The organism is Massilia rubra, assembly GCF_011682065.1.
GTDB lineage: Bacteria > Pseudomonadota > Gammaproteobacteria > Burkholderiales > Burkholderiaceae_D > Telluria_A > Telluria_A rubra.
Window position 1 is genome coordinate 15,266 of sequence record NZ_VUYU01000009.1, and the last position, 25,305, is coordinate 40,570.

At 64.9% G+C, this 25,305-nt stretch carries 15 protein-coding genes and 1 riboswitch; of the genes, 5 read left to right on the forward strand and 10 right to left on the reverse strand.

The annotated features are described in order from the left end of the window. The first annotated feature begins 96 nt into the window (after positions 1 to 96). Positions 97 to 1,302 (forward strand): MFS transporter, encoded by a 1,206-nt coding sequence (locus tag F0185_RS15590; protein ID WP_167225879.1) that lies wholly within the window; start codon positions 97 to 99, stop codon positions 1,300 to 1,302. A gap of 179 nt (positions 1,303 to 1,481) precedes the next feature. Here F0185_RS15590 and F0185_RS15595 read toward each other — a convergent pair whose 3' ends face one another. Next, positions 1,482 to 2,192 (reverse strand): glutathione S-transferase, encoded by a 711-nt coding sequence (locus F0185_RS15595; RefSeq protein WP_167225881.1) that lies wholly within the window; start codon positions 2,190 to 2,192, stop codon positions 1,482 to 1,484. Positions 2,193 to 2,326: 134 nt separating this feature from the next. On the opposite strand from F0185_RS15595, the gene F0185_RS15600 reads away from it, so the two are divergent. From F0185_RS15600 to F0185_RS15610, 3 genes are all read left to right on the forward strand, one after another. Next, positions 2,327 to 2,854 carry an SRPBCC family protein gene (locus tag F0185_RS15600; RefSeq protein WP_167225883.1) on the forward strand — a complete coding sequence of 176 codons (528 nt, stop codon included), beginning with the start codon at positions 2,327 to 2,329 and terminating at the stop codon, positions 2,852 to 2,854. 86 nt (positions 2,855 to 2,940) lie between these two features. After that, the gene (locus tag F0185_RS15605; RefSeq protein WP_167225886.1) at positions 2,941 to 4,098 is read left to right on the forward strand and encodes an iron-containing alcohol dehydrogenase; all 1,158 of its coding nucleotides are present in this window, start codon (positions 2,941 to 2,943) and stop codon (positions 4,096 to 4,098) included. A 58-nt stretch (positions 4,099 to 4,156) separates the two neighbouring features. Beyond that, positions 4,157 to 4,255, forward strand: a riboswitch (TPP riboswitch). Between the two features lie 75 nt (positions 4,256 to 4,330). Continuing rightward, the gene (locus F0185_RS15610) at positions 4,331 to 6,439 is read left to right on the forward strand and encodes a TonB-dependent siderophore receptor (protein WP_167225888.1); all 2,109 of its coding nucleotides are present in this window, start codon (positions 4,331 to 4,333) and stop codon (positions 6,437 to 6,439) included. Positions 6,440 to 6,581: 142 nt separating this feature from the next. Here the strand turns inward: F0185_RS15610 and F0185_RS15615 are convergent, their stop codons facing one another. From F0185_RS15615 to F0185_RS15625, 3 genes are all read right to left on the reverse strand, one after another. Beyond that, complete coding sequence (locus tag F0185_RS15615) at positions 6,582 to 7,103, reverse strand: AAA family ATPase (RefSeq protein ID WP_167225890.1); 522 nt, start codon at positions 7,101 to 7,103, stop codon at positions 6,582 to 6,584. After that, positions 7,100 to 7,696 carry a nicotinamide riboside transporter PnuC gene (pnuC, locus tag F0185_RS15620; protein WP_167225892.1) on the reverse strand — a complete coding sequence of 199 codons (597 nt, stop codon included), beginning with the start codon at positions 7,694 to 7,696 and terminating at the stop codon, positions 7,100 to 7,102. Before pnuC ends, F0185_RS15615 begins: the two co-directional genes overlap by 4 nt. A gap of 86 nt (positions 7,697 to 7,782) precedes the next feature. Continuing rightward, complete coding sequence (locus F0185_RS15625; protein ID WP_167225894.1) at positions 7,783 to 9,942, reverse strand: S46 family peptidase; 2,160 nt, start codon at positions 9,940 to 9,942, stop codon at positions 7,783 to 7,785. A 192-nt stretch (positions 9,943 to 10,134) separates the two neighbouring features. On the opposite strand from F0185_RS15625, the gene F0185_RS15630 reads away from it, so the two are divergent. After that, positions 10,135 to 13,440 (forward strand): WG repeat-containing protein, encoded by a 3,306-nt coding sequence (locus tag F0185_RS15630; RefSeq protein ID WP_167225896.1) that lies wholly within the window; start codon positions 10,135 to 10,137, stop codon positions 13,438 to 13,440. 2 nt (positions 13,441 to 13,442) lie between these two features. On the opposite strand, the gene F0185_RS15635 is transcribed toward F0185_RS15630, so the two are convergent. The 6 genes from F0185_RS15635 to sppA all read right to left on the reverse strand — a co-directional run bounded on the left by F0185_RS15635 (position 13,443) and on the right by sppA (position 25,293). Further along, entirely contained in the window at positions 13,443 to 13,967 is a 525-nt protein-coding gene (locus F0185_RS15635; RefSeq protein ID WP_167225898.1) for an SET domain-containing protein, read from the reverse strand. A gap of 9 nt (positions 13,968 to 13,976) precedes the next feature. Further along, positions 13,977 to 15,374 (reverse strand): efflux transporter outer membrane subunit, encoded by a 1,398-nt coding sequence (locus F0185_RS15640; RefSeq protein WP_187362552.1) that lies wholly within the window; start codon positions 15,372 to 15,374, stop codon positions 13,977 to 13,979. An 8-nt stretch (positions 15,375 to 15,382) separates the two neighbouring features. Next, a complete protein-coding gene (locus F0185_RS15645) occupies positions 15,383 to 18,592 on the reverse strand; it encodes an efflux RND transporter permease subunit (RefSeq protein WP_167225902.1) in 3,210 nt (1,069 codons plus the stop codon). Continuing rightward, positions 18,589 to 21,687: an efflux RND transporter permease subunit gene (locus F0185_RS15650; protein WP_167225904.1), complete on the reverse strand. Its 3,099-nt coding sequence runs from the start codon at positions 21,685 to 21,687 to the stop codon at positions 18,589 to 18,591. The genes F0185_RS15645 and F0185_RS15650 overlap by 4 nt, the downstream gene beginning before the upstream one ends. Before the next feature lie 40 nt (positions 21,688 to 21,727). Next, positions 21,728 to 23,014, reverse strand: coding sequence for an efflux RND transporter periplasmic adaptor subunit (locus F0185_RS15655; RefSeq protein ID WP_167225906.1), 1,287 nt, complete (start codon positions 23,012 to 23,014; stop codon positions 21,728 to 21,730). Positions 23,015 to 23,433: 419 nt separating this feature from the next. Continuing rightward, positions 23,434 to 25,293 carry a signal peptide peptidase SppA gene (gene sppA / locus F0185_RS15660; RefSeq protein WP_167225908.1) on the reverse strand — a complete coding sequence of 620 codons (1,860 nt, stop codon included), beginning with the start codon at positions 25,291 to 25,293 and terminating at the stop codon, positions 23,434 to 23,436. Positions 25,294 to 25,305 lie beyond the last annotated feature (12 nt).

Here is a 25,305-nt window from a genome sequence, read left to right on the forward strand (position 1 = left end):
TGCCAGTCAAAAGTATAGTGTGCTGCGGGGCATTTTTCTTCCCGATCTTTGCGCGCAGACTGCATGCCATCGCAAACCGCCTCAACTGGAGAATCCATGCCACTCGCACTCTGGGCGCTGACACTCAGCGCTTTCGCCATCGGGACCACCGAATTCGTCATCGTCGGTCTCATTCCCACCATTGCCGCCAGCCTCGGGGTGTCGGTTCCCTCGGCTGGACTGCTGGTGAGCCTGTACGCGCTTGGCGTGGCCATCGGCGCGCCGGTCCTGACCGCCCTCACCGGCCGCGTGCCGCGCAAGCATTTGCTGCTGGGTTTGATGGCACTGTTCACCGTCGGCAACCTGGTGGCCTGGATGGCGCCCGGTTACTACGCCCTGATGGCCGCGCGCGTCCTCACCGGCCTGGCGCACGGCGTGTTCTTTTCGATCGGCTCGACCATCGCCACCAGCCTGGTGAGCAAGGAAAAGGCCGCCAGCGCCATTGCGCTGATGTTTACCGGCCTGACCGTCGCGCTGGTCACAGGCGTACCGCTGGGAACCTGGATCGGCCAAAGCTTCGGCTGGCAATCGACCTTTTTGGCGGTTTCCCTGCTGGGCGTGATCGCATTTATCGGCAGCTATTTCCTGGTACCGTCGCAGATCGCCATGAGTCCGCCGGCAAGCCTGCTGACGCAACTGGCCGTGCTCAGGAAACCGCGCCTGCTGCTGGTGTACGCCATGACCACCCTGGGCTATGGCGGCACCTTTATCGCATTCACCTATCTGGCGCCGATTTTGCAGGAAGTGTCCGGCTTTTCAGCCTCGAGCGTGAGTTTGGTGATGCTGGTGTACGGCGTGTCGGTTGCATTCGGCAATATCTGGGGTGGCAAACTGGCCGACAAGAAAGGCCCGATCAAGGCCTTGCAGATCGTCTTTGCGCTGCTGGCCGCCGTCTTGCTGCTGCTGACCTTTACCGCCTCGAACACCTGGCTAGCGCTGGGTACGGTGTTGTTGTGGGGTGCGGTGGCGTTTGGCAATGTGCCGGGACTGCAAGTGTACGTGGTGCAACGCGCCGAACGGGATGCACCGCAGGCGGTCGACGTGGCGTCGGGGCTCAACATTGCCGCATTCAACGTCGGCATCGCACTCGGCGCCTGGGGCGGCGGGCTGATCGTGGCGCACCTGGGCCTGATGGCCACGCCATGGATCGGCGCCATTGTCGTGGTCGGCGCGTTGGGACTGACCACGCTCGCAGGCTGGCTCGACCGTCGCGACGGACTGGTGCATGTGGCGGGCGCAAGCCGCGCAGTCGGGGCGCACTAAGGAAATCCTCGGGCGCACGGATGACCGTGCTGCGCGGCTGTTGAGCGCGCAGCACGCGACCACACCATGTGCGGCTGGACGAGCACAGCAGGTGGCCCCTCGCTAGGCTGACCGAGCGCAATTCGCGGCCGGCAGCCATCGCCAGCAACGGTCAAGCGGTCACAGTCAATAGCCAGCGGTCAGCGGTCCAGCTCCGGATAATGCCGGAAAATCCCATCTTCATTAAACGCGATCCGACGCTTCGACGCGAGGTAGGCGGCAATATTCGGCCGCTGCGCCACCTGGTCGTGCAAAGCCACCAGCCCGGGATAGTCGCCTTCGAGCCGCTTCATCGCCTTGGGAAACGCATAGCGCAAACCCTCCATCACCTGGAACATCGATAAATCCGCGTACGACAGGCGCGTGCCTACCAAAAAACCGCCGCGGCGCTTGGGCTGCTGCAGCACACCCTCAAAGTAAGACAGGAACTTGGGTATCCGGTTCCCTACAAAATCGGCGGCGCGTCGTTTCGCTTCCTTTTTCTGGTCTTCGTAATACAGCGACACGCCCACGGGATGGTGCGTGTCGTGCGCTTCGTTGACGAGGTCGGCAATCGTCAACTGCAACTGATGGGTCCACAGGCGGCCCGCTTCGGCCCGTGGCGCAAGACCGTGGCGCGCACCCAGATACAGCAGGATATTCGCCGTCTGCCCGATGGTCAGCGCGCCCGCCTTGAGAAACGGCGGCGCGAACGCCGGGGTCGCCTGCACGGCAAGCTCGGCCGCGACCTTGTCGGCGCCATTCTTCTGGCGCCCGACGTCCACATACGCCGCGCCCGCCTCCTCCAGCGCCAGGCGAACGAATTCGCCGCGCCCCTGGATCGTCGGCCAGTAGTAAAGTTCATACGTCATCGCGTCTCCCCTGCATGGATCAGTTGTGCGGCGATTATCGCCGATCCGCTTGAACGGGCAACGCACGCCGTGCTAATCTGCCAATGCTGCCGATCCGACAGCGCATGCTCCGACCTATATATAAGGGGAACGCCATGATACGAAGAATCGCTCTGGTGCTGGTGCTCTTGTTCATCGGCATTCTGGGCATGGCGGCGATGCAGCCGAACACGTTTTCCGTGACCCGCTCGGTGACCATCAAGGCGCCGCCGGAGAAAATCCTGGGGCTGGTCGGCGACTTCCACCAATGGCAGGGCTGGTCGCCGTGGGAGCGGCTCGACCCAGGCATGCAGCGCGTCCACAGCGGCGCGCCGAGCGGCAAAGGCGCGCTGTACGCCTGGACCGGCAATGACGACGTCGGCGCCGGCAAAATGGAAATTACCGAACTCACGCCCCCGTCCAGGGTCGTGATCAAGCTCGATTTCATCAAGCCGTTCGAGGTGTCGAACGTGACCGAATTCACGCTCGTGCCCAAGGACGGGCAAACGCAGGTTAGCTGGACCATGTCCGGCCCGATGCCCTTCATCTCGAAAATCATGAGCGTCTTCATGAGCATGGACCGGATCATCGGCAGGGATTTCGAGAAGGGGCTGGCGAACCTGAAGGCCGCGGCCGAAAAGTAAGCCTGGGTTTTTGGCCCCCTCCCCGCAAGAATCCCGTGCTTGAGCGATAATCCCGCATCATCATCGAGCCAACACGAGGATCCATTTTGCTTAACTTCGACTTCTACAATCCGACGCAGATCCTGTTCGGCCAGGGCCAGATCGCCGCGATTTCCAAACACATTCCCGCGTCCGCGCGCGTGCTGCTGGTCTACGGCGGCGGCAGCATCAAACAGAACGGCGTCTACGACGAGGTCATGGCCGCACTGGCCGGCTTTAGCGTCACCGAATTCGCCGGTATCGAACCGAATCCCAGCTACGAAACGCTGATGCGCGCCATCGCCCAGGTCAAGGCCGAGAAGATCGACTTCCTGCTCGCCGTGGGCGGCGGCTCGGTCATCGACGGCACCAAGTTCATCGCCGCCGGCGCCTTGCTCGACGCGGACCCGTGGACCATCCTGGAAAAACGCGGATCGAACATCACCGCCGCCCTGCCGTTCGGCGCGGTGCTGACCCTGCCCGCCACCGGCTCCGAAATGAACAGCGGCGGCGTTGTCACCCGCAAGTCGACGCACGAGAAGTATTCGTTCATGAGCCGCAAATGCTTTCCCGCCTTCGCCGTGCTCGATCCGGGCAAAACGTATTCGCTGCCCACGCGCCAGGTCGGCAACGGCGTGGTGGACGCCTTTGCCCACGTCATGGAACAGTACATGACCTATCCGGTGGGCGCCAAAGTCCAGGACCGCTTCGCCGAGGGCCTGCTGCTCACGCTGATCGAAGAAGGCCCGCAGGCGCTGGCCAATCCGGACGATTACGACGTGCGCGCCAACATCATGTGGACCGCCACCCTGGCCTTGAATGGCCTGATCGGCGCCGGCGTGCCGCAGGACTGGGCCACCCACATGATCGGCCACGAGCTGACCGCGCTGCATAATCTCGATCACGCGCAAACGCTGGCCATCGTCCTGCCAAGCATGCTGCGCGTACGCAAGGAAGCCAAGCGCGCCAAGCTGCTGCAATTCGCAGAACGCGTGTGGAACCTGTCGGGCGGCGATGAAGACACCCGGATCGAGGCCGCCATCACCCGCACCGAAGAATTCTTCGAGCAGATGGGCGTCAAAACCCGCCTGGGCGACTACGGCCTGGGCGCAAAGGACATCGACGGCGTGCTGGCGGCGTTAGAGGCGCACCGCATGGTCAAACTCGGCGAGCAGCGCGACGTTACGCTCGATGTGAGCCGCAAAGTGCTGGAAATGAGCCTGTAAAGCGCACCACGCACAGCTGGCGCGGGCCTTCTGCGCCCGCGCCAGCTGTGATAAAATCGACATTCGCTAGGGGTCCTGGAAGTCATTTTCCGGGTGAGAGATACCCTCCGTACCTGATCTGGATAATGCCAGCGAAGGAAAGCGCAAAGTAGTTCCCTCCTTTGTTTGCTCCCCCGTTGGCTCCGGCTTTTTAAGCAACGCCCCGCACGCCGGCGCGTAATACGAGCACATTATGTCATCGCCAAAATTCAAGCAGTCCGTCATCGCCCTGGCCATCGTCCAGGCGTTCGCCTTTTCCGCACACGCGCAAACCAGTTCGCAATCGATGCCTGAAGTCGTCGTCAGCGGCGCCAGGCAGATCAGCGCCGACCGCGCCAGCGTAGCCGGCTTTTCCGACACGCCGCTGCTGTACACGCCGGCCACGGTGGTATCCATCGGCCGCGAGCAGATGCAGGACTACAGCATCCGCAACAGCACCGACGCCATGAAGTTCGACGCCAGCGTGAGCGACTCGTACAACGCGATCGGCTACGCCGAACAGTTCTCGATCCGCGGCTTCATGCTCGATAACGGCGCCAGCTACCGCAAGGACGGCATCGCCATCTCGGGCGACACCCAGATCCCGCTCGAGAACAAGGAGCGCATCGAGATCCTCAAGGGCCTCTCGGGCCTGCAGGCCGGCGTGACCGCGCCGGGCGGCATCGTCAACTACGCGCTCAAGCGCCCGACCGCCGCGCCCCTGCGCTCGGTCACCGTGGAAGCGCGCGAGCGCGGCACCGTGTACGGCGCGCTCGACCTGGGCGGCCGCTTCGAGGACAAGCGCTTCGGCTACCGGGTCAACGCCGCCGGCGAGCGCCTGCGTTCCTACGTCAAAGGCGCGGACGGCGAGCGCTCGTTTGTCTCGGGCGCGTTCGATTGGCAGATCTCGCCGCAGGCGCTGCTGCAGCTCGACATGGACTACCAGAAAAAATCCCAGATCACCGCGCCGGGCTACCAGCTCATTCGCGGCGTTGCGCTGCCCACCAACATCTCGGCCAAGACGCTGCTCAACAACCAGCCGTGGACCAAGCCGGTCGACACCCGCACCAGCAATATCGGCCTGCGCTTCGAATACCTGATCAACGACGCCTGGCGCACCACCGTCAGCGCCAACAAGCACCAATTCAAGCGCGATGACTACACCGCCTTCCCTTACGGCTGCGGCAACGAGGGCGATGGTTTCTATCCTGGTTACTGCTCGAATGGCGACTACGACGTCTACGATTACCAGAGCGTGGGCGAGCGCAAGTCGCCGCTCGGTGCGCAGGCCCTGTTGCAGGGTAAGTTCGCCACCGGCGCGATCGGCCACGAGCTGACCTTCGGTGCGACCTATCTGGAACGCAGCGACAAGGCGGGCGCGTATGTGTACGACTACGTCGGCTTCAGCAATATCTACAACAACCTGGTGGTGCCGCCGGTTGACGCCAGCCGCGTCACCGGGCCGCTGACCGAGCGCCGCAACGACCATGAACGCGGCTTCGTGGTGCAAGATATCCTGTCGCTGGGTGCGCAGTTCAAGCTGCACACCGGCTTGCGTTACGTGGGCATCAAGCGCAACGCCACCACCGACACCACCTTCCTGCTGCCGAACGTCGCGCTGGTGTACAACCCGACGCCCGACTGGACGGTGTACGGCTCGCTGGCGCACGGCATGGAGCATGGTGGCGTGGCGCCCAAGCGCACCGCGAACGAATTCGCCTCGCTCGATCCAAGCCGCTCGAAGCAGGTGGAGTTCGGCGTCAAGGCCATGGTCAATGATGCGCTCAGCATGTCGGCCTCCTTGTTCAGCATCGTCAAGGGGCTGGAGTACACCAACGCGGCCAATACCTTTGTTCGCAGCGGCGAGCAAAAGCACAATGGGCTGGAACTGGCTGCGCAGGGCAAGGCTGGCAAGGACCTGAAATACAGCGTCTCGCTGATGGCGCTCGATACGCAGCAGGAAGGGACCGGCACCGCCTCGCTGGACGGCAAGCGCGTGACCAATGTACCGAAGTTCAAGACGGCGACGGTGCTGGAGTATGCCGTGCCGGCGGTGGCTGGCCTGAAGGTGAACGGGATGTGGCAATACACTGGCAAGAAGGCGTTCGATATCGAGAACAAGACGCTGGTGCCGGGGTACAGCGTGTTCAATCTGGGGGGCGCGTACGCAACGCGCATCGCGGGCGTGTCCACGACGGTGCGTGCGACGGTGGACAACGTGGCCGACAAGTTTTACTGGCGCGATGTAACGCAGGAACTGGGCGGGTATTTGCTGCCGGGCGCTCCGCGTACGGTGCGGGTGTCGGCGCAGTTTGATTTTTAAGCACCAATCGGCAAACCGTCGCGAGAGATTAGAACACCACTAGACTCAAGACCGTCGTTCCCGCGAAGGCGGGAATCCAAGGCATCTTCGCTACGCAACTATACCTTGGATTCCCGCCTGCGCGGGAACGACGGTCTTTTAGTCAGTGGATAAAAGTAAGCAATCGCACTGCCTGCATCAAGCGCTCTTCCAGGCTCCCCGTTACCAGCGTATAGCCGATCGCCCGCTCATCGAGCACCTGCAGCACCTGCTCATGAATCGTCTGGCGCACCGCCGCCGATTCACGCTGCAATCCATCCGCTTCCCACGGCCCATCCGGCGCCGTCACGAGCGTCATCGCATAGTCATGGCGCCGCTCGAGCACCGACAACTGCGCATCGACCCTGCTCCAGTACCAGCGGCTGTAAATAGCCGTCATCAGCGGCGTGGTGTCGCAAAACAGGAAGCGCGTCGCTTGCCGCGCCGCCGCGTCTTCGCGCGCCATCTGGGTCAGCGCGATTTGATACTGATCGTCCTCGCGCGGCACGCGCCCCGTGGTATCGACAAACTCGCGCAGGTACTCCGGCACCCACACCGTGCCGAAGTGCGACGCCAGCGCCGCAGCCAGGGTCGACTTTCCCGACGATTCGGCGCCCAAAATGGCGACCCGTAAAAACGGCGTCATGGCTTGCCGTCCGCTGCGCGTGCCCAGGCGCGCCATCCGAACACCGCCATCACCACGAACGCCGCATACAGCACCGCCGTCGCATGCAGGTCCTTGTGGATGTACAGGCCCACATACAGCACATCGACCACAATCCACACGATCCAGTTTTCGACTTTCTTGCGCGATAAAAGCAGCTGGCCGAGCAAACTGCCTGCCGTGAGAAAACCATCGATATGCGGCACGTCGGTATCGGTGAATTTGCGCAGCGCATAGCCAATCGCCACGAACAGCACCAGCCAGCCGGCGATGCCGCCGATCCAGCCGGCGCGGTTCGAACGCGTGGCCACCAGCGGCGCATGCTGTTCGCCGCCATACAGCCACTGATACCAGCCCCATACCGACACGGCGATGAACACGCCCTGCAAGCCCATGTCGCCATACAGGCGCGCATTGAGGAAGACGATGCCATATACCGCCGACGAGGCGATCGCGAACAGCCACGCCCAGTGCGTCTGGCGAATATTGAGTACAACGGTGATGACCGACAGGACCAGCGCCGTCAGTTCGAGCGGTGTGGTGGCCAGGCCAAGCAGGACAAAGGAATCGTTCATACGGAGGGAGTGGCGGAAAGTGGCGCAATTGTAGCGTATGCGCCGCTTTCCAAAAGGCGGGGACGGCGTCCCCACCTCGAGCGCGACTATTTGCCTGCTTGTTTGCGCGGGTACTTGATGGTCATTTCCTTGAGCAGGTTGTCGGCATGGTCGACTTCCTTCATCACCCACAGCATGTAGCGGATGTCCACATGAATGGCGCGCGTGATGTCGCTGTCGAAGTACCAGTCCTTGGTCACCGACTCATAGGTCGAATCGAAGTTCAGGCCAACCAATTCTCCGCGCTTGTTCATCACCGCCGAACCCGAATTGCCGCCCGTAGTATCGGCGCTGGACAGGAAGTTGACCGGCACCGTGTTCAGCACAGGGTCCTTGAACACGCCATAACGCTTAGCCTTGACCGCATCGAGCAGCGGCTTCGGTGCGTTGAACGGCTCGGCCGCCGTATGCTTCTCGACGATGCCTTCGACCGTCGTGAACGGGCCTTTGACGACGCCATCGCGCGGCGAGTAAGGCGCCACCGTGCCGAAGGTTACGCGCAGGGTCGAATTGGCGTCGGCGTAGACCGGTTTGCCTTGCGACTTCTTCCACGCGATCACGGCCGACATGTACTGCGGGATGATGCGTTCGAGGTTGCCGTCGATTTCCTTGCGGCGGTTCTCGAGGGCCATGGTCACGTCATGCAGCTTGACAGCCAGCTTGATGAAGGCGTCGTCCGACTTTGCAAACGCCGCCGCATCCTTGCCGATCCAGGCCAGGCGCTTGGCGGTCTCGCCAAGTTCCGATTGTTTGTACAGTGCGCCGATGGCGCCTGGTTCCGGCAGCAGCGCGTCCAGGCCTTGCGGATGCATCTTTGCGGCCATCTTCTGGTAGCGCTGCAAACCGGCGGCAAAGCGCGCCTCGTCCACGCTGCCTACGTACGATTGCTCAAGGCGGGTCAGGCGCGCCTTGATGAACGACACGTCGCGTTGCTGGTAGCCGGTCTCGCGCCTGGCATCCGGCTTGGCGCTTTCCAGCGCAAGACGGTACAGCGTGCGCGCGGTTTTCAGCAGGTCGCTGTTGCCGGCGACGGACCAGGCAAATTCCGGCTCCGACAACGCCATATCGGCGGCGATGGCGGCGTCCAGGTCGGCCAGCAAGGTCGGCGACACGTCTTTCTGGTTACCCGGCTTGTTGAACCAGGCGCGGAATTCGGCGTCCTGCACGTCCTTGATCGCGGCGATATCCTTGCGCGCAAAGCCGTCGAGCAGGCCCTGGGTTTTCTTGAGCACGTTGTTGATGCCCTTGACCACGCTGGCGTAGCGCACGTCCTGGGCGGCGTTGCCCTTGGTGGCGGCAGCGATGACGGCCAGGTCGGCATGCATCTCGGCCACGCGCACAGGGAAGTTGGCGTCGCGCGCGAAGCGGATCTCGGACGGCAGCTTGTAGCGGCTGGTGCGGCCGGGGTAGCCGGCCAGCAGGATCGGATCGCCGTTCTTCAGGCCTTCGGCCGACACCACCAGGAAGTCTTTCGATTTGTACGGCACATTGTCGGGCGACGGATCGGCCGGACGGCCATCCTTGCCGACGTAGGCGCGCAGGAAGGAGTAGTCGCCAGTCTGGCGCGGCCACTCGAAGTTATCGACGTCGCCGCCAAAATTGCCGATCATGTCCGACGGCGCGTACACCAGGCGCACATCGCGGATCATCAGCTGGCGGATACGGTAGTACTCAAGGCCGCGGTGAAAGCTCGGCACGGAGCAGCGGTAAGCCTTGTCGGTCTCGCATTCGGCGGTCAGCGCCTTGATGCGGTTCTGGACTTCTTCATGGCGCTCGAACCCGGACAGGGTCGGCGACAGGCCCTTGAGCACGCGGTCGGTGACGTTTTCGACTTTTTCGGTCACGTAGACCAGCGTATTCGGGCCGCCCGGCAGTTCGGCGTCGCGCGTCTTGGCGAGAAAGCCGTTGACGATGTAGTTCTTTTCAGCCGTCGAATTGCGTTGAATCGCGCCGTACGCGCAGTGGTGGTTGGTGACCACCAGTCCATCGCCGGAGACAAACGACGCCGAGCAGCCGCCCAGCGACACGATGGCGCTCATGGGGTGCTTGGACAGGTCGGCCAACTTCTCGGCGGGGATGGTGATGCCGATGCGTTTGAGTTCCGACGACAGTTGCGGAAGCTGGTATGGCTGCCACTGGCCTTCATCGGCATTTGCGGTAGCAAATACGCCAAGCAGGGCGACGGGTAAGGCGATGGATTTCAACAAGATATACCCCAGAAGATAAAAGCAAGCGGGGAGTATATCGCCGATGCATAGCGCTGCAAAATGATTTTGTCGGACCGTATTGACGGTTTGAGCGCGGGCGCGCAGATCGCTGCATGACGGGCAAGGGCCGGTGGTACAGCCAAAAGACCTGCGCTACAATCAACTGTTAACAAATAATCACAACATCGCTCCATGCCGACACAGCCCCTCCTCGTCCGAAACTACTTTCATCCAGCCGGCACCGACGCCGATCTGCTGCTGTGGATCGATGGCCGGGTGATCGCGCCGGTCACGCCGTTGCGGTGGATCGGGCGCTTTGCCGACGACGGCCATGGCGGCATGATCGCGCCGGCGCACACGATGGACCAACGCGCCGGCTATATCGGCGCCGACGGCGCATGGCTGGCCGGTCCCGGCATGGACAAGGCGCTCGCCTTCACCGCCGACGGGCTGGCGCGCTTTTGCGACGGCGGCCTGTGGGGCTTCGTCAACCTGGCGGGCGAGCGCGTCATCGCGGCGCAGTACGCCGGGGCGGAAGGGTTCTCGAACGGCCTGGCGGCGGTCAAGGTATCTGACGACCAGTGGCGCTACATCGACTGCGATGGCCAGTTTGCCTTCGACGGCGCGTTTTCCCATGCGGGCAAGTTCAGCGCCTGCGGCCTGGCGGCGGCCGCGCCGGCGCAAGACCAGCCATGGGGCTACATCGACCGGCAAGGCCAGTGGGCGATTGCGCCGCGGTTTTACCGCGCATGGGCCTTCTCGGCCGGCGGCGTCGCGCCGGCCGGCGCCAGCCAGGGAAAGTGGGGGCTGATCGATACCGGCGGCCACTGGATCATGCCGGCGTCGTTTGAATTCATCGCGCCATTCAATGACGACGGCTATGCCAGTTTCTCCGATTCCGATTCGGACGACGAACCGGGAGGCTACCTCGACCCGCTCGGCGTCAAGGTCATCGGCGGAAAATGGGTGTCGACGAAGATGCACGCCGGCGTTGCGACCAACGGGGATCGTGGCTTCGTTACGGCCGACGGGCCGCTGACGTTCCCGGTCGAACTGCGATGGGTGCGCAAGTTCGACGACAGCGGCTATGCACTGGCGCGCACGGCGGACTTTGCGCCCGGCGTAAAGGCGATGCCTGTCGCAGCGGTGTGGGGCTTCACGCACCGCGACGGCCGCTTCGTGCCGGCGCCGGAGAACGCGCTCGAACCGCTCACGCTCGACGGCTTCATTCCCGACAACGAAAGCGACACGCCGTTGACGCCTTTCCTCATGCGCGACGGGCAAATTCATTTGCTCGACAGCGAGGCACGTACGGTCCTGATCTGGCAACGCGAACTCTGCGCCGGTGGCGCATGCGCAGCCTTGTACGACCATGCCGGCCAGGCGCTCTGGCGCGGAATGCCATGTGGCTCACTGACTGTCCATGCGCCCTTCTTCGTCCTGCCGCCCGAGTCCTTCCTGGTCGCTGTCGACACCTTCGAACAGATACCCGGCTTCGCAGCGTCCATGCTCGACGATATCGAATCCAGGCTGCATGAACTTGTGCAAAGCCGGGCGGGAACCCCTCGCACGACCATCTCGCACCGCGTGATGCGCATCTACATCAGCGAACCGCACAACACGGAGTATGATTTTCTTGGCAGGGTGCGTTCGGGGACGCGTGGCGTGGCGCGCGAGCGCATCATCGCCGCGCTGGAACAACGCTTCGGCCCCAGCGACACCGATCCCGATCTGGCGGGGGCCGGCGAGCGCACAGATTCGATCGCATGGCCGGTGCAGCTGCGGCAACCGGTCAATACGGCGCACGGCGCAAGAGAAGACGCTAACCGCTTATGGATCGCCATCTATTGCGATGACGGCAGCGAGGACGCCGACGCGTGGTTCGACATCTGGATGGACTGCGGTCCGAGCATCGAAACACTGGAAATGGCGTCAGCGGGCACGATCGCAGGGCAGGAAGACCCGGATGACGATGACGACTACGAAGAAGACACGGCACAAGACGAACAGGAAGATGAAGCACCCGCGGGAACGCCCTACGAGCAATGGATCGCCGCTGTCAAACGACGCGAATACGCCATCGAAGAAGTCCCCGCCGAATTGATGGACGATGTCCTGTGCGAGACCGCGCTGGCCCATGGCAGCGGCGCACTGCTGTACCTGTCCGCACGGTGGCAGACGCCGGAGCGCCTGGCGTCGCTGGTCCGCAAGGATGTCTACAGTGCGGTACGGATTCCGCCCGCTTGCATGACCGCCGCCGCACTTGCGCTGGCACGCGCGCTGTACGGTACGGACCCGGACTGGCAAGAGGCAGATGCGGAGGCATCGACAGTGCCGCCCTACCTGAACGACTACAGCATCGGCAAGGTGTGGGGCTGCCTGCTCGACTACGAGCAATGCCTGCGGGCAGTCAGGGAACGCGCAAGCCTGGCGTCGATTCCGCGCTGGTTGCGCACCCCTGAGCTGGAAGCGATCGCCTTGGACAACGATATCGGCGACATCCGCTGGCTCGACAAGAGCGATATCACACCGGATCTGGTGCGCCGGGCCCTGTCCACCCCGGACGCCAACGCCAACGCCGTGCGATGCATCCCTGCCGCGCTGATGACGACGGAAATGTGTTTGCTCGCGGTCCGCACCGAGGCGACCACGCTACGCAGCATGGCGCCAGAGCTGCGCACGGCCGAGATATGCGCCGCAGCCCTGGAAAAAGACCGGTACATCCTGGCCGATGTACCGGACGCCGTGCGCGAACCTGCCATCACGCGCCTGATCGACAAGGACCTGCGCTCGTCCACGGCGATACGCGACCAGCGCACCTTCAGCAAATGGCACAAGCTGCGCGCCTGGATCAAGTTATTTCAAAAGGATTACCAGGGCGCCATCGCCGACGCCACCCTGGCCTTGCAAGCGATTCCGGACTCGGCCGACGCGCACTACATCCTCGCACACGCCTTCAGGGAAACGGGCGAGCATGACGCGGCGGCACGCGCGGCATTTCTGGCGCTGTCGATCGACAGCGACTACCGCGAGGAGTTCAACCACAACGCCAGCACCGGCTGGCTGCGCCCCCTGGCCAAAAGGGCTGTCACCAACGTCGACGACGCCGCGTTGCTGGCCCGGGTGGCAACCAATCCGGGCGCACTGGCCGGCATTCCGCGCTGGCGCGTTACCCGCGAGATGGTCGACCTTGCGCTTGGCGCAGACGCCGCAACCGTGGCGTTCGTTCCCAAGCGGCTCATGACGCCAGAACTCTACGCCCTGGCGCTGGCACGCAACGTCAAGCAGTTCAGGCAGATCCCGGCCGCCTTCAAGAACGAGGCATTTTGCCTGGCGGCGGTGCATCACGCGAGCTTCGGGCTTTACTACGTGCCGGAGGCGCAGCGCACGCTCGCGCTGTGCATCGCCGCCGCGCGCGACAGCAGCATGGCGCTCGATTATGTTCCGGCAGCGCTGCTGGACGAGGTTCTGCGGGCGCCCGGCGTACGCAGGTCTTGAGATCAGCGTCCACCCTGTCCAGATAAACTCAGCCGGCCCTGGCGCTTGCGCTTTTTAGGCGCCAGCATGCTGCCGGTGCAGGTGGGCGCGCCACAGCGGCATTCGAAGGCTTTTTTGACAGCGGGCGTGTGCCGCTCTTCGTAGATCAGCGCGTAGTTGTATTTGAGTTCTTCGTCGCGCATGATCGGATGCAGTGCGTAGATGAACACCCTGCCCTCGTCTTCCTGCGCTTCGCAATTCGGTTCGCAGGCGTGATTGATGAAGCGCGAATCGTTGCCGCCACGGCCACCGTCGATGACCATGCCGTCGGCCAGCGAAAAGAAGAACGTGTGGTTGACAGGCCCGCCACCGGCGTCGGCGCGGACCGCCGATTCGTCAGACGTGATGCGCTCGCCCGTGTATTCGGCGATCTGCTCGCCCGGCTCGATGTCGCGCGTGGCAAATACGCCGTTGCCGTGGATAGTGGAGCGGCGTACTTCGTAGCAGGCTGGCTCGGTTTGACTGGATTGGGAGGGTGTACTGTTCATCCGCCTATTTTACTGCGCTTGCCACCCGCCCCCCAATGCCTGAATCAACGAAATCGCGGTGCTCTGGCGGTCGCCCTGCGCCTGCACCAGCGCGCGCCGCGCCGACAGCGCGCTGGCCTGGGCCTGCACCACTTCGCTGTAGCTCACCTGCCCCGCCTTGTAGCGATTGAGGATCTGCGCCTCGACCTGGTCGGCCGAGTCGGATGCCTCGCGGCGCAGCACCAGTTGCTGCGCCAGCACGCGCGTGGCGGAGAGCTGGTTTTCCACGTCGCCGAAGGCATCGAGCACCGTCTGGCGGTAGCGCGCCACCGCCGCCTGCTGGCTCGCTTCGGCCCCGGCCACGCTGGCGCGCGTGGCGCCGGCGTTGAACAGGGTTTGCGCCGCGTTCAAGCCGAATGACCAGAGCGCGCTCGAGGCGCTGAACAGGTCCGATACGCGGCTGCCGCTGTTGCCCACCGACGCGCTCAAGCCGATGTTCGGATAGTAGGCCGAGCGCGCGATGCCGATCTGCTCATTGGCCGACGCCACGCGCCGTTCGGCGGCGGCGATGTCGGGCCGGCGCTGCAACAGCGCCGACGGCACGCCGACCGGAATCTCGGGCACGAACGCTTGCCACGGTGCGCTCGCCAGGCTGAAGTCGGCCGGGGCCTTGCCCAGCAAGACGGCGATGGCGTGTTCGAACTGGGCACGCTGGCGCGCCAGCGACAAGGCGTCGATGCGGGCATTGGACAATTGCGTCTGCGCCTGCAGCACGTCGGACTTGGTGGCGATACCGGCGTCGAAGCGGTTGCGCGTGATCTGCAGCACGCGCTGGTAGCCTTCGATGGTGGTGGCCAGCAGCGCCGCCTGGGCGTCGGTCTGGCGCACCACGAAATAGTTGGCCGCCAGTTCGCCCTGGGCCGACAGGCGCGCCGACGCCAGGTCGGCGGCGCTGGCCTGGGCATTGGCGCTGGCCGCGCCCACGCTGGCGCGCAGCCGGCCCCACAGGTCGGGCTCCCAGCTGGTGCCGATGTTGAGGCGGTAGTTATTGTCCGCGCCGGCATTGCGCGTGCCCGAGCGCTCGCCGCTGGTACTGAGCGATACGCTCGGGAACAGCGCGGCGCGCTGCTGCGCTACCTGCGAACGGGCTTGCGCGTACGAAGCGACGGCGGCGGCGACGTTCTGGTTCGATACCTCCACTTGCGCGGCCAATTCGTTCAGGACCGGATCGTTGAACAGCATCCACCACGGGCCACGGTCAAGCGCATCGGCCGGGGCGGCAGGCGACCATCCCTGCGCCTCCTTGAAAGCAAGCGGTTCGGGCGTGGTGGGCTTGACGTACGCCGGACCGACGGCGCAGCCGCCGAGCAAAAAGGCGGCCAGCGGCAGAAGATGAAGAAGCGGACGAAGGAGCGGAATGGCGCGCATAGGATTACTCATTGTGGATTGGGTGAGGCAGCGTTGTCGGCGTGATGGCCAAGCTGGCGCTCGGCGGGACTGCGCCGGCGCAGCTTGTCCATCACGACGTAGACGACGGGGGTGGTGAGCAGGGTCAGGACCTGGCTGGCGATCAGGCCGCCGATGATGGCGATGCCGAGCGGGCGGCGCAGCTCGGAGCCTTCGCCGAAGCCGATTGCCAGCGGCAAGGCGCCCAGTGCGGCGGCCAGGGTCGTCATCAGGATCGGGCGAAAGCGCAGCAGGCACGCTTCGCGCACCGCTTCCAATGGAGACAGGCCGCGCGTGCGCTCGGCTTCGAGTGCAAAGTCGATGATCAGGATCGCATTCTTCTTCACGATCCCGATCAGCAGAAACACGCCGATCAGGGCGATGATCGAAAATTCCATCTTGAACAGCAGCAGGGCCAGCACAGCGCCCACGCCAGCCGACGGCAGGGTCGAGAGCACCGTGATCGGGTGCACCAGGCTTTCGTACAGGATGCCGAGCACGATGTAGATGACAACGATGGCCGCCGCGATCAGCATCGGCTGCTCCTTGTTCGACTCGTCGGCCGCGCGCGCCGTGCCCTGGAAGCTGCCGCGCACATTGTTCGGCATGCCGATGTCGGCCTCCGCCTGCTTGACGGCGGCCTGTCCGTCGGCCAGGTTGCTGCCCTGCGCCAGGTTGAACGACACCGTCGTCGCCAGTTCGCCGTCCTGGTGGTTGACCGAGGTCGGGGTCGAGCTTTCGGCAAAGCTGGCGATCGCCGACAGCGGCACCATGGTGGTTGCCGCGCTGCTCAGGGCTTGCCCGCTGGACGGGTCGCGCGCGGCCGTGGTGTTGGCCGGCGTGGCGGCGCCGCCGGCGCTGGACGTGCCGCGCGAAGGCACGTACACATCGTTCAACGCTTCGGGGGACTGCTGGTACTGCTTTGCCACGCCCATGATCACGCTGTACTGGTTCAGTTCATCGTAGATGGTGGTGACCTGGCGTTGGCCGAACGCGTTGTAGAGCGCATTGTCGACGTCGCGCGGGTTGATGCCGAGGCGCGCGGCGCTGTCCTTGTCGATCTGGACGAACATTTCGACGCCGTTTTCGGCCTGGTCGGTGTCCACATCGACCAGCGGCGCTTGCCGCTTCATGGCATCGGCCAGCTTGCCGGCCCATAGTTTGAGGTCGGCGCGGTTGTCGCTCTTTAAGGTGTACTGGTAGGTCGAGTTGGACTGGCGCCCGCCCATGCGCAGGTCCTGCACCGGGTTGAGGAACATCGACACGCCGGTCACCTTGGCCAGTTGCGGACGCAGGCGCGCGATCACGGCTTGCCCGCCATCGCTGCGTTCGGACACCGGTTTGAGGTTGATGAACATGAAGCCGCCCCCTGCCCGCCCGCCGCCGGTAAAGCCGACCACCGTGGCCACCGCCGGATCGCGCCGGATAATATCGACCAGTTGCTTCAATTTCGCCTGCATGGCCTGGAACGAGATGCTCTGGTCGGCGCGCAGGCCGCCGCTGATCTGGCCCGTGTCCTGCTGCGGAAAGAAGCCTTTCGGCGCGGCGGAAAACAGGTAGACATTGAGGCCGATCACGAACACGAAGATCAGCATCACCAGCGCAATGCTGTCCAACGCCCAGTCGAGCGAATGTTCGTACGCTTTGTGGATGCGGTCGAAACCGCGTTCGGCCCAGCGCGCAAGGCGGCCCGGCTGGCGCTCGATGTCGGTCGGCTTGAGCAGCCAGGCGCACATCATCGGCGTGGTGGTGAGCGAAATGACCAGCGAAATCATCACCGCCGCCGACAAGGTCACGGCGAACTCGCGGAACAGGCGGCCGACCTGCCCGCCCATGAACAGCAGCGGGATGAACACGGCCACCAGCGACAGGCTGATCGAGAGCACCGTAAAGCCCACTTCGCGCGCGCCCAGCAGCGCCGCCTGCATGCGGTCCATGCCGTTTTCGATGTGGCGCGCGGTGTTCTCCAGCACGACGATGGCGTCGTCGACCACGAAGCCGGTGGCCACCGTCAGCGCCATCAGCGACAGGTTGTTCAGGGAAAAACCGAGCATGTACATCACGCCGAAGGTGCCGAGCAGCGACACCACGGTGGCCACCGCCGGGATGATGGTGGCGCGCACGCTGCGCAGGAACAGGCTGACCACCAGCACCACCAGCAGAATCGAGATCATCAGGGTCAGTTCGATCTCGGCCAGCGACGAGCGGATCGAGTTGGTGCTGTCGGACGCCACTTCCAGCTTCACGTCCTGCGGTAGTTGCGCCTGGAGCATTGGCACCAGGGCGCGTACCCCGTCCACCGTTTCGATGACGTTGGCGCCGGGCTGGCGCGTGATCAGCACGATCACCGCCGGCTGGCCGTTGAACAGGCCGAGCGTATTGACGTTTTCGACGCCGTCGATCACTTCGGCCACGTCGTCCAGGCGCACGGCCGCGCCGTTGCGCCAGGCGACCACCAGGCTGCGGTAGTCGGCCGCGCTGCGCCCGCCGGTGGCGGTGCTGGCCTGCGAGTAGATCTGCAGGCGCATGCCGTTGCCTTCGATGGCGCCCTTGGGCCGGTTGGCGTTGGTCGACTGGATCGCGGCGCGCACGTCCTCGGTCGAGACACCGTAGCGATTGAGCGCGTACGGCAGCAATTCGACGCGCACGGCCGGCAGCGAGCCGCCACCGATTTCCACGTCGCCCACGCCCTGCACCTGCGCCAGCTTCTGCTGCACCAGGTTCGATACCGACTCGAAGATCTGGCCGGGCGACTTGGTCCTGGAGGTCAATGCCAGGATGATGATGGGCGCGTCGGACGGATTGGCCTTGCGGTAGGTCGGGTTGCTCTTGAGCGTGGACGGCAGGTCGGCGCGCGCGGCGCTGATCGCCGCCTGCACTTCGCGCGCGGCCGAATCGATCTTGCGGTTCAAGTCGAACTGCAGGCTCACGCGGGTCGAGCCGCTGCCGCTCGACGAGGTCATTTCGTTCACGCCCGAGATAACGCCGAGGCGACGCTCGAGCGGCGTGGCCACGCTGGTGGACATGGTGTCGGGACTGGCGCCCGGCAGCGACGCGCTGACCGAGATGGTCGGAAAATCCACCTGCGGCAGCGGCGAGACCGGCAGCACGAAGAACGCGCCGATGCCGGCCAGCGCAATGCCCAGCGTGAGCAGGACGGTGGCGATCGGGCGCCGGACAAAAGGCTCGGACAAGTTCACTTGGCAACCTCGCCCGAGGCAACGACGTCTTTACGCGACCAGCGCCGCGCCAGGCTGTCGAAGCCGAGGTAAATCACCGGCGTCGTAAACAGCGTGAGCAGCTGGCTGACGATCAGGCCACCGAAGATGGCCAGGCCGAGTGGGCGGCGCAACTCGGCGCCTTCGCCCCAGCCCAGCATGAGCGGCACCGCCGCGAACAGGGCGGCCAGGGTCGTCATCAGGATCGGGCGAAAGCGCAGCAATGCGGCCTGCTGGATCGCCTCGCGCGGGGCCATGCCCTTCTCGCGTTCAGCCTCGATGGCGAAGTCGATCATCATGATGGCGTTCTTCTTGACGATGCCGATCAGGAGAATGATGCCGATGATGCCGATCACGCCCAGGTCTTGCCCGCTGATCATCAGCGCCAGCAGCGCGCCCACGCCGGCCGACGGCAGGGTCGACAAAATCGTCAGCGGATGCACATAGCTTTCGTACAGTACGCCGAGCACGATGTAGACGCAGACCACCGCCGCCAGGATCAGCCACAGCTGGTTCGACAGCGACGCCTGGTAGGCGCCGGCGGCGCCGAGGAAGGTCATGCTGACCGACGCCGGCAGCTTGATTTCCAGCGCGGCGGCGCGGATCGCCTCGACCGACTGGCCGAGCGAGACGCCCGGCGCCGTGTCGAAACCGATGGTGGTGGCCGGGTATTGCGCCACGTGGGTGATCTGCAGCGGCGCCGGCTGCTCGGTAATGTTCGCCACCGCCGACAACGGCGTGGTCTTGCCGGAGCCGGTCTTGATCGGCAACTGGCCCAGGCTGGCGATCGACATCTGCGCGTCGCGCTGCGCTTCCAGGATCACGCGGTACTGGTTGGTCTCGGTGAAGATGGTCGAGACGATGCGCTGGCCGTAGGCGCTGTACAGGGCGTCGTCGATCGAGGCGGCGGTGACCGACAGGCGCGAGGCCGTGTCGCGGTCGATGCTCACGAACGCCGAGGTGCCGGTGGCGCCGGCGTCGGTGACCACATTGCTCACCTGCTTGTTCTGCTGGAGGTGCTTGACCAGGGCTGCTGCCCACTGGCTGACGGTGGCGCTGTCGGCGCCCTCGAGCGAAACGCGGTACAGGGTCGGGCCGCTTTCGGCGTCGATGGTCAGGTCCTGGGTCGGTTGCAGGTACAAGGTGACGCCTGCCACGTCGGCCACGCGGCGGCGCAGGCGCTCCATGATCTCGGCCTGGCTGGACGCCTTGTCGTGCTTCAGGTTGATCAGCATGCGGCCGGTGTGCAGCATGGTGTTGTTGGCCGCATCGACGCCCACGTTGGAACTGAGCGACTCCACATCGGGATCGGCCAGGATCGCCTTGCCGGCCGCTTGCTGCAGTTCGGCCATGCGGTCGTACGAAATCGACTGGCGCATCTCCACCCGCGCCTGGAGCTGGCCGGTATCCTGGGTCGGGAACAGGCCCTTGGGAATCAGGATGTACAGCACGGCCGTGAGCACCAGGGTGGCCAGGGCGACCAGCAAGGTCAATCCCTGGCGCGCCAGCACCCAGGTCAAGGCATGGTCGTAACGCACGATCACGCGCTCGAAAAAGGCCTGGGTGCGTTGCGCCATGCGCCCCGGTTTTTCATCTTCATGGCTGCGCAGCCAGCGCGCCGACATCATCGGCACCAGGGTCAAGGACACCACGCCCGATATCAGGATGGTGATCGCCAGCGTGATGGCGAACTCGCGGAACAGGCGCCCCACCACGTCGCCCATGAACAACAGCGGAATGAGCACGGCGATCAGCGACACCGTCAGCGAGATGATGGTAAAGCCGATCTGCGCGGCGCCCTTGACGGCGGCCGCCATCGGCGTTTCGCCTTCTTCGATGTAGCGCGCGATGTTTTCGATCATGACGATGGCGTCATCGACCACGAAACCGGTGGCAATCGTCAGTGCCATCAGGGACAGGTTATTCAGGCTGTAGCCGAGCAGGTACATGGCCCCGCAGGTGCCGATCAGCGAGATCGGCACGGCCAGGCTGGCAATGACCGTGGCGCGCACGCTGTGCAAGAAGGCGAAAATGACCAGCACGACCAGCGCCACGGCCAGCAGCAGTTCGAGTTCGACGTGAGTGACCGAGGCGCGGATGCCGGTGGTGCGGTCCGACAGCACGTCGAGCCGCAGCGCGCCGGGCAGGCTCGCTTGCAGTTCGGGCAGGCGCGCCTTGATGGCGTCGACCGTGGCGATGACGTTGGCGCCGGGCTGGCGCTGCACGTTCAGGATAATGGCCGGCTTCATGTTGGCCCAGGCGCCCAGCTTGACGTTTTCGGCGCTGTCGACCACCTTGGCAACGTCCGACAGGCGCACCGGGGCGCCGTTGCGGTAGGCGACGATCAGTTTTTCGTAATCGGGCACGGTCAGCAGCTGATCGTTGGCGTTGATCGCGTAAGAGCGCGTGGGACCGTCGAAATTGCCCTTGGCGCTGTTGGCGTTGGCGCCCGAAATCGCACTGCGCAAGGTGTCCAGCCCGAGGCCGTAGGTTGCCAGCGCGCCGGTATCGGCCTGGATGCGCACCGCCGGCCGCTGTCCGCCGCTCAGGGTGACCAGGCCCACGCCCGACACCTGGCTGATTTTCAGCGCCAGGCGCGTGTTGACCAGGTTCTGCACCTCGGTCAGCGGCACCGTGTCCGACGTGATGGCGAGCGTGAGCACCGGCGCGTCGGCCGGATTGACCTTGGCGTACACCGGCGGCGCCGGCAGGTCGGCCGGCAGCAGCGAGCCGCCGGCGTTAATGGCCGCCTGCACTTCCTGCTCGGCCACGTCGAGCGTTTGCCCCAGGCCGAACTGCAGGGTAACGATGGACACGCCCGAGGCGCTGGTGGAACTCATGCGCTGCAAGCCGGACATCTGGCCGAAGCGGCGTTCCAGCGGAGCCGTGACGGTGCGCGCCATCACTTCGGGACTGGCGCCCGGATACAGGGTTTGCACCTGGATGGTCGGGAAGTCGACCTGCGGCAGCGCCGACAGCGGCAAAAACTTGAAGCCGACAAAACCGGCCAGCACGATCGCCAGCATCAGCAGCGACGTGGCGACCGGGCGGGCGATAAACGGGGCTGAAGGATTCATCGCGCGCCCCTCGCATCATGTGCCAAGATCGGCGCTACCATCATCGCGGCGCTCCTTCGCGCTGGCGGCGACGACCGCCAGCGGCGCCGGCGGCCGGCTTGTCGGTCGGCAGGGTCACTTTGGCGCCATCCTTGAGGCGGTCGGCGCCTTCGGTGATCACCTGTTCGCCGGCTTTCAGGCCGGTTTTCACTTCGACCTTGTCGACCGTGGCCTGGCCGCGCGTGACGGGCCGCACGGCGACAGTGCGCTCGCTTGGATTGAGCACATACACAAAGTCGCCCGTGCTGCCATGGCGCAGCGCGGTCACCGGCACCACGACGGCGTCCTTGATCGTGCGCAGTTCGAGGCGCAGGTTGACGAACTGGCTGGGGAACAGCGCCTGGTCATCGTTGGCGAAGCGCGCCTTGGCGCGCACGGTGCCGGTCTGCACATCGACCTGATTGTCGAGCGCCTTGAATTCGCCTTTGGCCAGCGAGGTGGTACGGGTGCGGTCGAACGCGGTGGCGGGCAGGCTGGCGCTGTCGCGGATGCGCCCCTGCAGGTCGGGCACGCGGTCTTGCGGCACCGCGAATTCGACATCGATCGGCGAGAGCTGGGTGATGACGGCGATGCCGTTGGCGTCGCCGCTGCCGACCAGGTTACCCATGTCGATCACGCGCAGGCCCACCCGGCCCGTGATCGGCGCCTTGACCTGGGTGTAGCCCAGGTTCAGGCGTGCCACCCCTTCGGCGGCGCGGTCGGTCATGGCGGTGCCTTGCAACTGCTTGACCAGCGCGGCCTGGGTGTCGACTTCCTGGCGCGCGATCGAGTCCTGCGTGAGCAGGGTGCGGTAGCGCTCCAGCGTGACCTTGGCGCTGTCGAGCTGCGCTTCGTTGCGCTGGCGCGTGCCGCTCGCCTGCATCAGCGCCATCTCGAACGGGCGCGGATCGATCGTGGCCATCACCTGGCCGGCCTTGACCAACTGCCCTTCGCTGAAGTGGACCTTTTGCAGGATGCCCGAGACCTGCGGGCGCACCGTGGCCGTGGCGGCCGCAGTGACGGTGCCGAGGGCGTCGAGGGTGACCGGGATGTCGGTGCGCTCGGCGGTGGCCACGCCGACGGTGGTGGCCATGCCGCCGCCGCGTCCCCCACGCCCGCCGCCGCCGCCACCGCCCGGGCCACCGGGTCCGGCCGCCGCGCCGGGAGCGCCGCCCGGGCTGCCGGCCGGGCTTTGGTGGGTCAGGTACCAGGCCAGTCCGCCGAGTCCGGCCATGGCGAGCACGGCAATCACGCTACCGATGATCTTGGCACGACGGCTGCGCCGTGGCTGGGAAGGTGATGAGCTCATGCTTTTCCTTGTCTTGATTGCAACGATTGTTGAAGCAACTCTAGCATGGAGAAGGCGAAAAGCATGTTTCGCGGAAGGGGCAACGGGCGACAAAACGAGGCGATTTGTGCACTGTAAGGACGTGCGCACGCCGCCACCGGCGCGGGCGGCGCGGCGGCGGCTGTGTTTTCATAGGGAGACGAGGCGCGGTGGGCGAGTTTGTAACAAACTACATGGCGTTACAAAGTCGCTACAAATTGACGGCGGGAGCCTGGGCCGCGCCGGGCATGTCGGGGCGTTCTGACTGACGCCGAGGCAGCACGGGCCGGCCTCCAACCGAGAACCGTCGCCCCCGCGCAGGCGGGGGTCCAAGTTTCGGCGGCTATCGCGGGACTTGGGCTCCCGCCTGCGCGGGAGCGACGATGCTTACGTCAGCAGTGTTACGGCGCGGTGCACATGCAGTGGGTGACCGCCGCGAACGGCTTGCGGCCGTTGGTCATTTCGGACAGCCAGCCCAGTTCCTTGGTCACCTCGGTCATGGCGCTCGCCGGCACGCCGGTTGGCATCAGGCCCAGTTTGACCTCGATGTTGACAGCTTGCGCGGCGCTGGCGCCGAACATGGTCACGAAGCGCTCGAACGCCGACACATCGCGCTCGATGTAGGCCACGCGATAACCCTCGGCCAGCTTGGCGCGCTTGGCGGCCGACTTGAGCGCGTCGGTGTAGCTGCCGATGGTGTCGACCAGGCCGCGTTCCTTGGCCTGCACGCCGGTCCATACGCGACCCTGCCCCACTTCGTCGATCTTCGGCTGGGTGGTCTTGCGCGCCGCCGCGGCCTTGGTGGTGAACTCGCTGTAAATATGGTTGATGCTGCTCTGGATCACCTGGGTAAAGCGCGGATCGAGCGGACGCATTGGATTGTAGGCGTCGGCCAGCCAGGTGGTGGTGGTGCCGGCGGTGTGGATGCCCAGCTTGTCGACCACTTTTTCAGCCGTCGGCAGGATCGCGAACACGCCGATCGAACCGGTGATGGTGGAACGGTCGGCGAACACTTCGTCGGACGCCATCGAAATCCAGTAGCCGCCGGAGGCCGCCACGCTGCCCATCGATACCACCACCGGCTTGCCGGCGGCGCGGGTCAGTTCCAGCTCGCGCCGGATCAGTTCCGAACCGAAGGCGCTGCCGCCCGGCGAATCGACGCGCAGCACGATCGCTTTGATCTGCTTGTCTTCGCGCGCCTTGCGGATCAGGTTCGCGGTGGACAGGCCGCCGATCGAGCCGGCCGGCGCATTGCCGTCGCTGATTTCGCCGGCGGCCACGATCACGCCGACGCCGTCGCCGAACATGGGCGGACGCAGGCGCGCCAGGTATTCGTCGAAACCGACCTGGCGGAAGCTCTTGCCGTCATCATCGGGCGCGCCGCGCGTGATCATCATGGCGCGCACTTCGTCGCGCGTTTTCAGGCCGTCCACCAGTTTGGTGGTCAAGGCCAGCTTGCCGGTGTCGCCGCCGGCTTCTTCCATCAGCGCCGGCAACGCGTCGATTTTCTGGGCGATCCAGCCGGCCGGCAGCTTGCGGTTTTTCTCGACGTCGGCGGTGTAGCCGGCCCACAGGGCGTTGTACAGGAAGGCGTCGGCTTCGGCGGCGGCCGGCGACGGACCGTTGCCGATGTAAGGCTCGGCGAAGCTCTTGTAGGTACCGACCTTGATCAGGTTAACCGTCACGCCGACCTTGTCGAGCGCATCGCGGTAGTAGTTGCGATAGCGGCCGAAGCCTTCGATGTGGACGGAGCCCATCGGATGCATATATACCTGGGTGGCGTGCGAGGCGATGCGGTACTGGCGCTGGTCGAAGTTGCTGCCCCAGGCGATCACTGGCTTGCCGGCCGCCTTGACCCGTTCAACGGCCAGGCCGACTTCATTGAGCATGGCAAGGCCGGCGCCATCCATCTGGTCGAGCAAGAGCAGCACGCTGCTGATCTGCGGGTCCTTGGCGGCGCTATCGAGCACGGTGAGCACGTCGCGCAGCTGGACCGACTTGCGCACGTCGCCGCCGCCGACATTGGCCATGAGCGCGTCGCGCACATTGCCGCTGTGCTGCTCGACCAGGTCGCCCTTGACTTCGAGGACCAGCGCGGTCTTGGTCGCCATCGGCTTGACGCCGCCGCCGAAGATCGCCATCAGCAGGATGACCACGATGATCAGGAAGAGCACATTGAGCACGCCCCGGCGCGTGCTGTCGACCGCGCTCCAGAACATGCCGAAACCTCGGCGAAAGGTGGACAAAGGTTTAAATGACATCGGTACTCCGGC